Source organism: Tahibacter caeni (assembly GCF_024609805.1).
GTDB classification, from domain to species: Bacteria; Pseudomonadota; Gammaproteobacteria; order Xanthomonadales; family Rhodanobacteraceae; genus Tahibacter; species Tahibacter caeni.
Genome location: NZ_JANFVR010000103.1, coordinates 1 through 14829, shown reverse-complemented (window position 1 = coordinate 14829; position 14829 = coordinate 1). Strand labels below are relative to the sequence as shown.

The following is a 14829-nucleotide window of genomic DNA, read 5'->3' as shown; positions in this document are numbered from 1 at the left end:
GCGCCTGACGGCCGGCGCGCGCGGCGATGCGGCCGGCGCCTACCGCGAACGCATCGCGCGCTTCGGCGCACGTGCGCGCGCCGCGCGCGGCTGCGACGCGGAACCGGCCGGCAAAGAGTGAAGAACCGGCGAGCGCACCGAACCCGGGCGGTCGCCCAACGTTCCGGTCGGGCGCGCACGAACGCACGTGCCGTGGATGCCGGCGGGCGGCGGCTTCGGCGGGCAGCAGCGCGCCGTCGTCGCGCCGCGTGACGTTTCTGACCTCTCCCTGACTCAGGCCACGACCGGCGGCGGCCGCAGCTCGGCGCAGCGTGCCGCCAGGAATTCACGCAACGCCTGCACGGCGGGGCTCAGCAGGCGCCGGTCGGCGCAGATCAGGTTCAGCGGCGCGCTTTCGCCGCGCCAGTGCGGCAGCAAGGTCTCGAGCCGGCCGGCCTGCACGTCGGCATGGACGTCGAGCCAGGACTTGTAGGCGATGCCATGGCCGGCCACGGCCCAGCGCCGCACCGCTTCGCCGTCGTCGCTGACCCGGTCGCCTTCCACCGTGACCACGCTGTCGCCGTGGGCGCCGTGAAAGCGCCAGCGCGCATGCAGTTCGTCGCTGAGCAGAAAACGCAGGCAGTTGTGCCGGCGCAGATCCTGCGGCTGCGCCGGCCGGCCCGCGCGCGCGAGATAGACCGGCGCTGCGCAGAGCACGCGCCGGTTCTGCGGCAGCAGCGGCAGCGCGATCAAGGCGGAATCGGCCGGCGCGCCGTAGCGCAGGGCCAGATCGACCGGCTCGCGATAGACGTCGGCGAGCCGGTCCGACAGCTGCACGCGCAGGCGCAGCGCCGGATGCCGCGCGAGGAACGCATCGAGCCACGGCAGCACAGTGTGCCGGCCCAGATCCGACGGCAGCGACAGCTGCAGGCTGCCGCGCAGCGCCGATCCGTCGCCGCGCAGGGCCTGTTCGCCGTCGGACAAGGCCTGCAGCGCGACGCGGCAATGCTGCAGGAAGCGCTCGCCGTCCGGCGTCAGGCGCAGGCTGCGTGTGGAGCGCACGAACAGGCGCACCTGCAGCTCGGCCTCGAGGCGCTTGATCGCCGCGCTCGCCGCGGCCGGGCTCAGGTCGAGGCTCCGCGCCGCGGCGGAAAAACTGCCGCTGTCCGCGGCGCGGACGAAGAACTCCAGTTCCATCAATGCCTTCATCGCCTGCCTCGCGCCCCGGCTTTCAATCAATGTTTGAAACTGATTCGGTTTTAGCGAGGTTTTTCACGATCCGTCAATCAATCAAGCTGCCGGCCTCCGCACCGCTGGAACCGACCATGTCCGCCGCATCGCCCGAAACCGCCGCATCGCCGCGCTGGCGCTTCGATCACATCAACCTGCGCAGCGGCGACAGTGCGCCCCTGCAGCGCCTGTTCGGCGAGGTCATGGGCCTGCGCCGCGGCTACCGGCCGCCGTTCCGCTTCCCGGGCGAATGGCTGTACCACGGCGACGAGGCCTGGCTGCACCGCGTGGACGCGCCGGCGCTCGGCGCGACCGTGGCGTTCGCGCACATCGCGTTCCGCACCGACGAAGCCGCGACGGCGCTGATCGCGCGCCTGCGGGCCGCACAGCTGCCGCACGACGTCGCGGTCGTGCCCGAGCAGGGAACCGTGCAGATCTTCGTGCGCCTGCCCGGCGGCTTCGTCGTCGAGCTCGATGCGCCGGCCGGCGCGGCGCCGCCGACCGCCTGACGCGGCCAGCTTCGGTTCCGGCCGATGAATCTTTTTCCACTATTACCATCCGCACCAGGACCGCACCTGTGAACGACCATCTGTTCCGCCCGCTGACGGTGGGCGCGCTGAATCTGCCGAACCGCATCGTCATGGCGCCGATGACGCGCTGCCGCAGCAGCCAGCCCGGCGACGTGCCGAATGCGCTGATGGCGCAGTACTACGCGCAGCGCGCCGGCGCCGGCCTGATCGTCACCGAGGCGACGCAGATCTCGCGCCAGGGCCAGGGCTACAGCTTCACGCCGGGCATCTACAGCGCGGAGCAGGTCGACGGCTGGCGCCTCGTCACCGACGCCGTGCACGCGGCCGGCGGGCGCATCGCGCTGCAGCTCTGGCACGTCGGCCGCATGTCGCATCCGCTGTTCCACGGCGGCGAACTGCCGGTCGCGCCGTCGGCGCTCGCGCCCGACGCGCAGGTCTGGATCGTGCGCGACGGCGCCGGCGGCCTCGTCGACTGTCCCGTGCCGCGCGCGCTGCGGCGCGAGGAGATCGCCGGCATCGTCGACGACTATCGCCGCGCCGCGGCCAATGCGTTGCGCGCCGGCTTCGACGGCGTGGAGATCCACGGCGCGAACGGCTATCTGATCGACCAGTTCCTGCGCACGACCTCGAACCGGCGCGACGACGACTACGGCGGCAGCATCGCCAACCGCACGCGGCTGCTGCGCGAAGTCGCCGCGGCCGTCGCCGGCGAGGTCGGCGCCGCGCGTGTCGGCGTGCGCCTCGCGCCGTACATCACGGCGCGCAACATGAACTGCCCCGAGATCATCCCGGCCATCCTGCACGCGGCGGCCGAACTGCAGCGGATCGGCGTGGCCTATCTGCACCTGGCCGAAGCCGACTGGGACGACGCGCCCGTCGTGCCCGACGCTTTCCGCGCCGCGCTGCGCGAGGCCTATGCCGGCCGGCTCGTCGTCGCCGGCCGCTACGACACGGCGCGCGCCGAGGACCTGCTGGCCCGCGGCCTGACCGACCTCGTCGCGTTCGGCCGCCCGTTCATCGCCAATCCCGACCTGCCCGCCCGGCTGCGCCACGGCTGGCCGCTGGCCGCGTTCGACGGCGGTCTGTTCGGCGGTGACGCGCAGGGCTATACCAGCTATCCGGACTACGCCGCAGCCGCCTGATCCTTTCTCTCAACCACCGGGAAACCGCCATGAAAGCCGTTGGCTTCTACAAGAACCTTCCGATCAGCGACGACCAGGCGCTGGTCGATCTCGAACTGCCCGAACCCGAGCCGGGTCCGCGCGACCTGCTCGTCGACGTGCAGGCCGTCTCGGTCAATCCGGTCGACACCAAGGTACGCCGCCACGCCGCACCGCCGGTCGGCCAGGCCCGCGTGCTGGGTTTCGACGCCGCCGGCACCGTGCGCGCGGTCGGCAGCGCGGTCAGCCTGTTCAAGCCCGGCGACCGCGTCTGGTATGCGGGCTCGATCGCGCGGCCCGGCTCGAACGCGGAGCGCCAGGTCGTCGACGAGCGCATCGTCGGCCGCCTGCCGCAGCGCCTGGATTTCGCCCAGGGCGCGGCACTGCCGCTGACTGCGATCACGGCCTGGGAACTGCTGTTCGACCGTCTCCAGGTCAGCCGCGACCGCGACGAAAGCCTGCTCGTGATCGGCGCGGCCGGCGGCGTCGGCTCGATCCTCGTGCAGCTCGCGCGGCGTCTGACCGGCCTGCGCGTGATCGGTACGGCCTCGCGGCCGGAAACGCACGCCTGGGTCGAGCGGCTCGGCGCACACGACGTCATCGACCATTCGCGGCCGCTGCACGAGGAACTGCGCCGGATCGGCCTGCCCCAGGTCGACTACGTCGCGAGCCTGACCCAGAGCGACCGCCATTTCGATGCCGTCGTCGAGGCGCTCAGGCCGCAGGGCCGGCTCGGCCTCATCGACGACCCGGCCACGCCGCTGGACGTCATGAAGCTCAAGCGCAAGGCGCTGTCGCTGCATTGGGAAATGATGTTCGCGCGGCCGGTGTTCGAGACGCCGGACATGATCGAGCAGCACCGGCTGCTGAACGCCGTCGCCGATCTCGTCGACGACGGACGCGTGGTCACGACGCTCGGCGAGCATTTCGGCCGCATCGACGCGGCCAACCTGCGCCGCGCCCATGCGCTGATCGAGAGCGGCACGGCGCGCGGCAAGATCGTGCTTGAAGGCTTCGGCAGCTGAGAAGCCGGGAATCGGAATGGAGAATCGGGAATCGTAAAAACAGCCGCGCCCCCATCCCCACCATGCCCTCCCCTTCAAGGGAGGTTTTGGGCCCCTGCTCTTACATTCCCCAATCCCGATTCCCCGTTCTCCTCGTCGGGCTCCGCCCGACGAAGCGGTAGGCGGCGCTGCGGGCTTGCGGCATCATTGCCGCGCCCCGCACGCCGAGCCGCCCATGAATCTTGCGCCGAGCACCACGCCGTCCCTGCCCGTCGATCCGCATGCGATGGTGGTCAACTGCGTGGCGTACTCGACCGAGACCGGCCAGCGCCTGCGCGACATCACCATCGCCGAGATCAGCGAGGTGCTCAAGGACCGGAACAACTTCGTCTGGGTCGGCCTGCACGAGCCCGACGAAAGTCTGCTCGAACGGCTGCAGGAGGAATTCGACCTGCACGAGCTCGCGGTCGAGGACGCGCATGCGGCGCACCAGCGTCCGAAGATCGAGGTCTACGGCGATTCGCTGTTCATCGTCGTGCACACGGCGCAGGCCGTCGGCGGCAAGATCGAGTTCGGCGAGACGCACATCTTCCTCGGCCGCAATTACCTCGTGACCGTGCGCCACGGCGCCTCGCTGTCCTACCAGCCGGCGCGGCGCAGCTGCGAGCAGTCGCCGGAGCTGCTCGCGCTCGGACCGAGCTACGGCCTCTATGCGGTGCTCGATTTCATCGTCGACAACTTCCTGCCGATCGTGCGCGAATTCCGCAGCGAGCTGCAGGAGCTCGAAAAGGACATTTTCGAGGACACGTTCAAGCGCGACACGATCCGCAATCTCTACGAGCTCAAGAAGGAGCTGGTCACCTTGAGGCTGGCCGTCGCGCCGCTGCAGGACATCCTGAACCAGCTCATGCGCTTCCACCCGAGCCTGATCCGCGACGACGTGCGGCTGTATTTCCGCGACGTGTCCGACCATGCCGCGCGCATCAACGAAGCGACCGACACCATGCGCGAGATGCTGACGGCCGCGATGAGCGTGAACATGTCGCTCGTGACCGTGGCGCAGAACGAAGTCGTCAAGCGCCTGGCCGGCTGGGCCGCGCTGCTCGCCGCGCCGACCCTGCTCGCGAGCTGGTACGGCATGAACTTCAAGAACATGCCCGAGCTCGACAACGGCTATCACTATTTCATCGCCGCGACGATCGCGATCATCGGCGGCCTGTTCTTCGTGCTGCGCCGCGCGAAATGGCTGTGACCCGGCGATCCGTCGGTCGCCCCGCGGCCCGTCGCCGGATATGCCCCGCCTGATCCGATCGAAGACCCGCGCGCCGGCGCCGGCCGGATGAGCGCCGCCTGAACGCGGCCGTGCCCGGGGCGGGAGGCCGGCCGCGCCGGCGGCAGTAGGGGAAACGTCGGACGCGGCGCCGCCTTGGCTGGACCGGGGGGAGGCGGAGCCGCCACCGAGCGTCCGGCTCGTCCCCTGCCAGGCCCCGTCCCATGCCGTCGATCCGTTCTCTGAACCCCCTTGCCCGACCGTGCTGCCGCGGCGCCGCGCCGCGACCGGCCCGTTGGCGCCGGATGAGCCCGCCAAACCGTCGAATTGTTGCGGCTCAAGTCACAGCTTTGCAGGTTTTCACCTTTTGGTTAGGATCGGGTCAAAACTCACGCCGGCGATTGTTTCGCATGCCCAACGGCCTAGACCCCGTGTCCGACTCTCCGTCGACCATCGATTCCGAGCTCGCCGCCCGCGTCGCCCGCGGAGACCGCCAGGCCGAAACCACGTTCGTCCGCCGCCACCAGCGCGCCGTCACCCTGGTGCTGCAGACCCGCGTGCAGCCCGACCGCGTGCACGACCTGATCCAGGAAACCTTCATCGTCGTCATCGAACGCATGCGCGACAACGGCATCCACGATCCAAACCGCATCGGCGGCTTCCTGCGCCAGACCGCGATCAACCTGGCCAACAGCGAGCGGCGCAAACACCAGCGCCAGCGCACCGACACCGACAACGACAGCATCGAGGTCGTCGTCGACGAGGCGCTGAGCCCGGCCGATTCGCACGAGTTCGAGGAACTCGTGACCTTGATCACGCAGCTCATGGACGAACTGCCGATGGAGCGCGACCGCGACCTGCTGCACCGCTACCTCGTGGTCGGCGAAGACAAGATGGCGCTGTGCCGCGAGTACGGCCTGAGCTCCGAGCATTTCGACCGCGTGCTGCACCGCGCCCGCGTGCGGCTCAAGGATCTGCTCGACAAACGCCGCGGCGGCCGCTGAAGCGGCCGGCCGCCACTGCGACCGGGCCCGCTCGCCGCGCCGGTCGACCGATAGGCTGGAGAAACCGTATGACTTGCCCCGAACCGAAAATCGCCCGCGGCGCGCTGCCGCAGAGGCGCCGATGAACGCCGCCGCCCCTGCGAGCGAGCGCATCCGCGCCTACCTCGACGGCACGATGAACGAGCAGCAGCTCGAGGAGTTCGAGCTGGCCCTGTTCGACGATCCGGACCTGGCCGAAGCCGTGGATGCCGAACGCCTGCTGCGCGACGGCCTGCGCGAAATGCAGGCGCGCCGCAAACCCGAACCCGCGAACGTAGCCGTGCTGCCGCCGCGCCGCTCGCCGGCGCTGCAATGGCTGCCGCTCGCGGCCAGCCTCGCGCTCGGCGTGATGCTCGGCGCGCTGGCCGTCTCGCTGCGGGCGCCGGCGCCGCCGCCCGCGACGGCCGGCATCGGCGGCAAGACGCTGTTCGTCGGGCTCAGCCTGTCGCGCAGCGCGCCGTCGGACGAACTGCTCGTACGCATTCCGGCCGACACGCCGCAGCTGACGCTGCAGTTCACGCGGCCCAAGGCCTCCGACGTGCGCGACTACCTGCTCGAACTCGAGATGCCCGACGGCAGCCGGCAGTCGTTCGCGCATCTGCTGCCGGAAGCCGACAGCAACGTCTATGTCGGCCTGGCCGCGGCCGCGCTGCCGGCCGGGCGCTATCACGCGCGCCTCTATGCGATCGGAGACGACGGCAGCCGCCGCGACGACCAGGAACGCCGCTTCGTGCTCGACCACGCGGCCGCGGCGCGCTGAGCGCCGCGGCGCGGCGGTTCACTGCTGCGCGGGAGCCCCCGGCACCGGCGCGGCCGGCAACGGCTGTCGCCGCGACGCGACCAGCAGGACGATGCCGACGACGATCAGCGGCAGCGACAGGATCTGGCCCATCGTGACCCAGCCGAGCGCGAGATAGCCGAGCTGTACGTCGGGCTCGCGCACGAATTCGACGCTGAAGCGGAACAGGCCGTAGAGCAGCGCGAACAGGCCCGACACCGCATATCGCCGGCGCGGCTTGGCCGAGAACAGCCAAAGCACGACGAACAGCACGACGCCTTCGAGCAGCAGTTCGTACAGCTGCGACGGATGGCGCGCCTCGTGGTTGAGCTGGCCGGCCCGGTACAGCGCGACGAGTTCCTCGTGGCTCTTGCCGAGATGATCCAGCGCGCGCGGGAAGATCACGCCCCAGGGCAGGTCCGTGTGCCGGCCCCACAGCTCGCCGCCGATGAAATTGCCGAGCCGGCCGAGACCCAGGCCGATCGGCACGAGCGGCGCGACGAAATCCACCGTGTCGAAGAAACGGATGCCGCGCTTGCGCGACCAGTACGCGACCGCCGCGAGCACGCCGAGCAGGCCGCCGTGGAAGGACATGCCGCCTTCCCAGACGCGCAGCAGCGCGAACGGATCGGCGCGGATCTGCTCGAAGCCGTAGAACAGCATGTAGCCGAGGCGCCCGCCGACGATGACGCCGATCATCGCGTAGAAGATCAGGTCGGCGTACTGCTCGTAGGTGGCCGGCAGGCGTCCCTCGGCGAGACGGCGCTTGCCGAGCCACCAGCCGAACAGGCCGCCGAGCACGTACATCAGACCGTACCAGTGGATCGCGATGGGGCCTAGCGACAGCGCGATCGGGTTGATGTCGTCGAAATACGGCATGAGTGTCCCGGCCAGCGAGCGAAGCGCGGATTCTTGGCCAGATGCGGCGCGGCGTCCAGTCGATGCCGATGAATGATTCAGCCGCGGCCACGCACCGCGGCGAACGCGATGGCGCTCAGGCCGGCAGCACGCGGCAGAGATAGCCCTTGAGGTAGTCGGTCTCGGGAATCGCCGGATGCACCGGATGATCAGGCCCCTGCTGCAGCTGCTCCAGCACCTGCACCTGGCGGTCGAGATGGCGCGCGGCCTGCTGCACGCTGTCGAGCAGCGCCGCGCGCGGCATGTGGTAGGAGCAAGAACAGGTCACGAGGATGCCGTCGCGCGACAGCACCTGCATGCCCATCTCGTTGAGCCGGCGATAGGCGATGCGGCCTTCGGCGAAATCCTTCTTGCGCTTGACGAAGGCCGGCGGGTCGAGGATCACGACGTCGAAACGCTCGCGCAGTTCGCGCAGGCGCTTGAGCTCGTCGAACGCGTCGGCCTTGACCGCGCGCACGCGATCGCCGAAGCCGTTGCGCGCGATGTTGCCGTTGATCGCCTCGACCGCGTGCGCCGAGACGTCGACGCAGACCACTTCCGCAGCGCCCATCGCCGCGGCGCGCAGGCCCCAGCCGCCGAGATAGCTGCAGACGTCGAGCACGCGCTTGCCGGCGACGTAGCGCGCGAGACGGTCGCGGTTGGCGTGCTGGTCGTAGAACCAGCCGGTCTTCTGCCCGCCGATCACGTCGCAGGCGAATTCGACGCCGCCTTCGCGCACGACGACCGGCGCATCGAGCGCGCCGTAGCCGATGTCGGCATAGTCGGGCAGCTGTTCGAGGCTGCGTATGCCCGCGTCGTTCTTCCAGACCAGCGCGCGCGGCTTGAGCACCTTGACCACGGCCTCGCCGATCTCGTCCTTGAGGCGCTCCATGCCGGCCGTCGTGGTCTGGCCGACGACGACGTCGCCGAAGCGGTCCAGGGTCAGGCCCGGCAGGCCGTCGGACTCGCCGTAGACGAGGCGATAGTACGGTTCGTCGTAGAGCCGCTCGCGCAACCCCAGAGCGACGTTGAGCTTGTGCACGAACAGCGAGCGGTCCAGCGCATGGTCGAGGCCGCGCGCGACGAGGCGCGCGCAGATCAGCGAATTCGGATTGACGTAGCCGACGCCGAGCGGCTTGCCCGCATGGTCGACGACGATGCAGATCTCGCCGGGCGCGAAGCCCGACAGCGGCGTGCGCTTGACGTCGACCTCGTTGGAAAACACCCAGAGATGCCCGGCGCGCAGGCGCGCGTCTTCGCCGCGCTTGAGATAGAGGGCGGGATATTCGACGGCGTCGGACATGACAGGAGTTCCGTTGTATACAGGAAGAAAGGCAGGCTGCGGCGAGCCGCAGGCGAACCGCAACGCCAAGGTTCCGGCGCTGCGAAAAACCCGTGCCGGAGCGCCCGGAACCGCACCATCAGGACATTCCCGCTGCGAAGAATCCGTGTCGAAGCCGTTGCGGCGGCACCACTCTTCAAGGCGGCGGCATCAGGTCGTTGTCCTGCTCAGCGGCATCGCAGCCGCAAGACGGCGATGTTGCGGTTCGCCGGCGTCTCACCGCAACCGAGGCTCAAAGCCAGCGCGGCACGAGTATCAGGCCCCAGCACAGCATCACATTGAGCATCAGCAGGAACACCGCGGCCGAACCCATGTCCTTCGCGCGGCCGGCCAGCACGTGGAATTCGGGGCTGGCCTTGTCGACGATGGCCTCGACGGCGGAATTGAGCAGTTCGGCCGACAGCACGAGGATCAGGCTGCCGACGAGCAGCGCCTTCTCGATCGGTCCGTCGCCGAGCCAGAGCCCCAGCGGCGCGAAGATCACGAACAGGTAGACCTCGAGCCGGAACGACGCCTCGAAGGCATAGCCGGCCTTGAGCCCCTGCCAGGACCAGCGCAGGGCTTTGAGGATCTGTTTGGGGCCGCGCGGCTCGTTGCTGGGCATGATCGGAAGGAAATGGGCGGGCGCAAAGGCCGCGTAGTATGCCAGAGCCGGCCAAAGCTGCCGTCCGCTGCCGCCGCGCCGGCGGGCCCGTTGCAGGGCTGCCGGCCGCCGCGCTAAATAGCCTGCGCTGTCGCTTGCGTAGGTCTGCCGCTCCCGTCCCGGCCGCGAACGACGCGCCGGTGCGGCTCCTCCCTGCTCCGCCACGAGGACATCGCCATGAACACGCCCCCGCGCTGGTATTTCGTCGTCGCCGTCGTCGCTCTGCTGTGGAACCTGCTCGGCTGTCTCGCGTTCGCGATGGACCTGAGCCTGTCGCCGGACGACGTCGCGAAGATGTCCGACGCGCAGCAGGCGCTGTACAAGGCGCGTCCGGCCTGGGCCGTGGCCGGCACCGCGGTCGCGGTGCTCGGCGGCGCGCTGGGCTGCGTCGGCCTGCTGCTGCGGCGCAAGTGGGCCGTGCCGCTGTTCGTCGCCTCGCTCGCCGGCATACTCGTGCAGGACTTCGGCCTGTTCGTGCTGATCGACGGCGCAAGCCTCGCCGGCCCGGCCGCGGTCGTGATGCAAGGCCTCGTGCTGCTGATCGCGATCGGCCTGATCGTGCTGGCCCGCAAGGCCGCCGCACGCGGCTGGCTGCGCTAGCGGAGCAGCCGCGCGCGTACGGTCTCCGGCATCGCCGCGCCTGCGCCGCGTGCCGCAACGCAACATGAAAATCCCGCGAAAAACCGCGTTTGCGAGCCATTTCGCCATCGCGACTAAAGTGCGCTTGACCCTCGCCGCGAACGCGCCGACGCTTCGGCGCGTCACGCATTGGGGAACGGGATCGATGACGACGACGATGGGCAACACTCTCTTGGGCAAACTCGGCTGGGTCGCGCTCGCGCTGGTCGGCGCAGCCTGCCTCGGCGTCGTCGCGCTGTCGCGCGGCGAGCCGGTCAACGCGATCTGGCTGGTCGCCGCGGCGATGGCGATCCTCGTGATCGGCTATCGCTTCTATGGCCGCTTCATCGCCGACCACGCGCTCGCGATCGATCCGAGCCGCGCGACGCCGGCGCTGCGCCGCAACGACGGCCTGGATTTCGTGCCGACGAACCGCTGGGTGCTGTACGGCCATCATTTCGCCGCGATCGCCGGCGCCGGTCCGCTGGTCGGTCCCGTGCTCGCCGCGCAGATGGGCTATCTGCCCGGGACGCTGTGGATCCTGGCCGGCGTGATCTTCGCCGGCGCCGTGCAGGACATGATCATCCTGTTCCTGTCCACGCGCCGCGACGGCCGCTCGCTCGGCGACATGATCCGCGCCGAACTCGGCAGCACGGCCGGCACGATGGCGATGCTCGGCATCCTCGCGATCATGATCATCCTGCTCGCGGTGCTGGCCCTGGTCGTGGTCAAGGCGCTGGCCGAAAGCCCCTGGGGCACGTTCACGGTCGCGGCCACCATACCCATCGCGATCTTCATGGGCATCTACATGCGCTGGCTGCGGCCGGGCCGCATTCTCGAAGCCTCGGTGATCGGCCTCGTGCTGCTGCTGGTCTCGATCTGGGCCGGCGGCCACGTCGCCACGGATCCGGCCTGGGGCCCGGCCTTCACGTTCAACGGCCGTCAGCTCGCCTGGCTCATGATCGGCTACGGCTTCGTCGCCTCGGTGCTGCCGGTCTGGTTCCTGCTCGCGCCGCGCGACTACCTGTCGACCTTCCTGAAGATCGGCACCATCCTGATCCTCGCGCTGGCCATCTTCCTCGTGCGGCCCGACCTGCAGATGCCGGCCGTCACGCGCTTCATCGACGGCAGCGGCCCGGTCTGGTCGGGCAGCCTGTTCCCCTTCCTGTTCATCACGATCGCCTGCGGCGCCGTGTCGGGCTTCCATGCGCTGATCTCCTCGGGCACGACGCCGAAGATGCTCGCGACCGAAGCCGACATCCGCCTGATCGGCTACGGCGGCATGCTCATGGAAGCGTTCGTCGCGATCATGGCGCTGGTCGCCGCGACCGCACTGCAGCCCGGCGTCTACTTCGCGATGAACAGCCCGACAGCGGTGCTCGGCGGCACGGTCGAATCCGCGGCACAGGCGATCAGCCAGTGGGGCTTCGTGATCACGCCCGAGGTACTGAGCCAGACCGCGAAGGAAATCGGCGAGAACACCATCCTGTCGCGTACCGGCGGCGCACCGACCCTGGCCGTCGGCATGGCGCAGATCCTGCACAACGTGATCTCCGGCGAAGGCATGATGGCGTTCTGGTACCACTACGCCATCCTGTTCGAGGCGCTGTTCATCCTGACCACGGTCGACGCCGGCACGCGCGTGGGCCGCTTCATGATCCAGGATCTGCTCGGCACCGTGCATGGGCCGCTGCGGCATACGGAATCCTGGGGCGGCAACCTGATCGCGACAGCGCTCTGCGTGGCCGGCTGGGGCTGGTTCCTCTACCAGGGCGTGGTCGATCCGCTAGGCGGCATCAACACCCTGTGGCCGCTGTTCGGCATCGCCAACCAGATGCTCGCGGCGCTCGCGCTGATCCTGGCCTGCGCCGTGCTGATCAAGATGAAGCGCGACCGCTACGTCTGGATCGCCGCGCTGCCGACGGCCTGGCTCGTGCTGTGCACCCTGACGGCGAGCTGGCAGAAGCTGTTCCACGAGAACCCGAAGATCGGCTTCGTCGCCAACGCGCGGCGCTTCGCCGACGCGGCCGGCCGCGGCGAGATCCTCGCGCCGGCCAAGACCGTCGCCGACATGCAGCGCGTCGTGTTCAACAACTACCTCGACGCGGCGCTCTGCGGCCTGTTCGCGGTCGTCGTGCTGGTCACCTTGTTCTTCGGCATCCGCGCCGCGCTCGCCGCGCGCCGCAGCAGCACGCCGACCGCGCTCGAAACGCCGTACGTCGCCGCGGCGTCGGTGGGCACGTGAACGAGGCCGCGCCGACGCCGGCAGGGCCGTCCGCACTGCGGGCGGCCCTGCGCTCGGTCTGGCGCCAGCTCTGCGAGACCGCGCGGCTGGCCGTCGGCGTGCCCGACTACGGCAGCTACCTCGACCACCATCGGCGCCGGCATCCGGAGGCGACGCCGATGAGCTACGAGGAATTCTTCGCCGACCGCCTCGCCGCGCGCTACGGCCGCGGGCGCTCGCGCTGCTGCTAGCAGCGGGGACGGCCCGCCCTGCGGCGGGCCGTCGTCACGCCTACCGCGCTCAGCGCACCCGCGCTTCGACGAGCTGCCCGGCCGCGTCGTAGACCACGTCGCCGTAACCGCGCTCGTCCTCGACCGAGACACTGACCTGCGGCGGCTTCCTGCACGCGGACAGCCGGCGCGACACCGAGACCTTGCGCACGCGCGCCTCGGGCATCGCGGCTATCGTCCGCGGCGCCGCGGCGATCAGTTCGGCCAGCCGCGGATAGCCGAAGTCCGCGAGCGCGAACGGCCGGTCGCAGTCGTCGCCGACCAGTTCCTTCGCCTCGGGCGCGGCCATCTCCCGGTCGCGGTCGAAGCGCCACACCGTCACCCGGTGCCGCCGGTCCGCATCGACCGTCGTGACCTGCAGCGAATCGGCGTAGATGTCGAGGCGATACAGCGCGAGCGGCGCGCCGAGGCGCTGCTCGATCTGCGCGAGCTCCTCGGCGATGCCGGCGGCGAGATAGTCGTGGCGCGCGGGCGGCGCCGCCGGTACGGGCGGCGCCGTTTTCGGCCGGCCCGCGCCGAAGCCGCCCGAAAACAGCCTGGCCGGCGGGATCGGCCGCGATTGCCGGTCCAGCGCCCTGACGAGCGTGCCGTCGAGCGTCCATTCGGCGTCGACACGGATCAGCGGATCGACCGGGTCGGACAGGGTCTCGAACCAGGCCAGGTGGTCGCAGGGCCGGCGGCGCGCGCGGTCCTCGATGCCGGCGAGCCGGGCCTGCACGACGTTGGAGGCGTCGAAGCCGTTCGCGCCGATCAGCGCATCGATCTGCGCGAGCACGCGCGCGCCGGCCGCGAAATCCAGCGTTTCCAGCGCGATGCGCTGACCCGGACAGGCGACGTAGGCGCTGCCTTCCTCGCGCTGGACCGGCCGGCGCGGCGTCGCGGTCCAGGTCTCGAACACCGCCGGCGCGACCGGATCGACGACGACCAGTTGCACCCGCTCGGCGCGGAACTCGGCCACGACCACGTCGACCGGCCGGCCGATCGCTTCGACGAACAGCTGCTTGAGCAGCGCCGGATCCTTGTGCAGCTGCTTGGGCGCCAGCGGCTCGGCGGCCTGCGCCGCGGCCAGTCCGAGCACCAGCGCCGCGGCCGGCGCGAGCGCGCGGCGGATCCGCTCAGTGGCGCACGACATGCAGGATCCTCCCGTCGAGACTGAAATACACGTCGGCGCTGCGGGCGGCGTCGCGCAGGCGGAACGTCCAGACCGGCGTGGCCGGCGGCGCATGGCCGTCCGCATCGCCGCGCTCGAGCACGATGCCGTCGACATTCGCGTCGGGCAGGTTCGCCGCGTCGCAGGCCAGGTCGGCCAGCGCCGGCAGGCGGCCGAAATCGACGTCCTCGCGCGGAATCAGCTGCCGCTCGATCTCGGCCAGACTCGGATAGCGGCTGAACTTGACCGGCTCGGGACCGGTGAACTCGCCTTCGTCGTAGCCGTAGCGGTCGACGTAGTCCGGCTGGCGCGGGTTCTGCAGCAGCAGGGTCGCGACGCCGGCCCGGTCCAGGCTCAGGCGATAGATCCGCACGAGGCCGGAACGCTGGCGGGCCTGGACGAACAGGTCGTCGAAATCGGTCCAGGGATAGGCCGCCGACGCGCTGCGGCCGGCCTGCGCGCCGGCGCCGGCGAACATCAATGCCGCGGCCAGCATGGCCTGCAGCCAGACGCGACGCGGGCACGTCTCGCGTATCGCGCGGCGGCAGCCGCCGGACCTGGCCGTGCCGTCGCCGGCCGCTCCGCCCTGCGAATCGTCGTGCGACATGGTCCCCTCCCCTCGTTTCCCATGGCCTGCAACGGCGCGCAGGCGAAGAGATCGGAAGAGCACA

At 70.2% G+C, this 14829-nt stretch carries 15 protein-coding genes; 9 read left to right on the top strand and 6 right to left on the bottom strand.

The features are described 5' to 3' along the window. Positions 1–273 precede the first annotated feature (273 nt). Entirely contained in the window at positions 274–1188 is a 915-nt protein-coding gene (locus NON22_RS11130) for a LysR family transcriptional regulator (protein WP_257387001.1), read from the bottom strand. Between the two features lie 116 nt (positions 1189–1304). Between NON22_RS11130 and NON22_RS11125 the strand changes: the two genes are divergently transcribed. From NON22_RS11125 to NON22_RS11100, 6 genes are all read left to right on the top strand, one after another. Beyond that, positions 1305–1718 (top strand): VOC family protein, encoded by a 414-nt coding sequence (locus tag NON22_RS11125; RefSeq protein WP_257387000.1) that lies wholly within the window; start codon positions 1305–1307, stop codon positions 1716–1718. 68 nt (positions 1719–1786) lie between these two features. Further along, on the top strand, positions 1787–2881 hold the full coding sequence (locus tag NON22_RS11120; protein WP_257386999.1) for an alkene reductase: 1095 nt from the start codon (positions 1787–1789) through the stop codon (positions 2879–2881). 29 nt (positions 2882–2910) lie between these two features. Next, positions 2911–3924, top strand: a complete 1014-nt coding sequence (locus NON22_RS11115; protein WP_257386998.1) for a zinc-binding alcohol dehydrogenase family protein — start codon at positions 2911–2913, stop codon at positions 3922–3924. A 214-nt stretch (positions 3925–4138) separates the two neighbouring features. Next, positions 4139–5155, top strand: a complete 1017-nt coding sequence (corA, locus tag NON22_RS11110) for a magnesium/cobalt transporter CorA (protein WP_257386997.1) — start codon at positions 4139–4141, stop codon at positions 5153–5155. Positions 5156–5604: 449 nt separating this feature from the next. Beyond that, positions 5605–6177 (top strand): RNA polymerase sigma factor, encoded by a 573-nt coding sequence (locus NON22_RS11105; protein WP_257386996.1) that lies wholly within the window; start codon positions 5605–5607, stop codon positions 6175–6177. A gap of 121 nt (positions 6178–6298) precedes the next feature. Beyond that, complete coding sequence (locus tag NON22_RS11100; protein WP_257386995.1) at positions 6299–6976, top strand: anti-sigma factor family protein; 678 nt, start codon at positions 6299–6301, stop codon at positions 6974–6976. Between the two features lie 18 nt (positions 6977–6994). On the opposite strand, the gene lgt is transcribed toward NON22_RS11100, so the two are convergent. The 3 genes from lgt to NON22_RS11085 all read right to left on the bottom strand — a co-directional run bounded on the left by lgt (position 6995) and on the right by NON22_RS11085 (position 9837). Continuing rightward, entirely contained in the window at positions 6995–7873 is an 879-nt protein-coding gene (gene lgt / locus NON22_RS11095) for a prolipoprotein diacylglyceryl transferase (RefSeq protein ID WP_257386994.1), read from the bottom strand. 115 nt (positions 7874–7988) lie between these two features. Then, positions 7989–9194 (bottom strand): class I SAM-dependent rRNA methyltransferase, encoded by a 1206-nt coding sequence (locus tag NON22_RS11090; RefSeq protein WP_257386993.1) that lies wholly within the window; start codon positions 9192–9194, stop codon positions 7989–7991. 271 nt (positions 9195–9465) lie between these two features. Then, entirely contained in the window at positions 9466–9837 is a 372-nt protein-coding gene (locus NON22_RS11085) for a diacylglycerol kinase (protein ID WP_257386992.1), read from the bottom strand. 216 nt (positions 9838–10053) lie between these two features. On the opposite strand from NON22_RS11085, the gene NON22_RS11080 reads away from it, so the two are divergent. From NON22_RS11080 to NON22_RS11070, 3 genes are all read left to right on the top strand, one after another. Next, complete coding sequence (locus tag NON22_RS11080) at positions 10054–10476, top strand: hypothetical protein (RefSeq protein WP_257386991.1); 423 nt, start codon at positions 10054–10056, stop codon at positions 10474–10476. Between the two features lie 184 nt (positions 10477–10660). Further along, entirely contained in the window at positions 10661–12739 is a 2079-nt protein-coding gene (locus tag NON22_RS11075; protein ID WP_306673766.1) for a carbon starvation CstA family protein, read from the top strand. Further along, entirely contained in the window at positions 12736–12969 is a 234-nt protein-coding gene (locus NON22_RS11070; protein WP_343231943.1) for a YbdD/YjiX family protein, read from the top strand. Before NON22_RS11075 ends, NON22_RS11070 begins: the two co-directional genes overlap by 4 nt. 49 nt (positions 12970–13018) lie before the next feature. Here the strand turns inward: NON22_RS11070 and NON22_RS11065 are convergent, their stop codons facing one another. Further along, the gene (locus NON22_RS11065) at positions 13019–14140 is read right to left on the bottom strand and encodes a hypothetical protein (protein ID WP_257386990.1); all 1122 of its coding nucleotides are present in this window, start codon (positions 14138–14140) and stop codon (positions 13019–13021) included. Further along, positions 14124–14765 (bottom strand): hypothetical protein, encoded by a 642-nt coding sequence (locus NON22_RS11060; RefSeq protein WP_257386989.1) that lies wholly within the window; start codon positions 14763–14765, stop codon positions 14124–14126. Before NON22_RS11060 ends, NON22_RS11065 begins: the two co-directional genes overlap by 17 nt. Between the last annotated feature and the right edge of the window lie 64 nt (positions 14766–14829).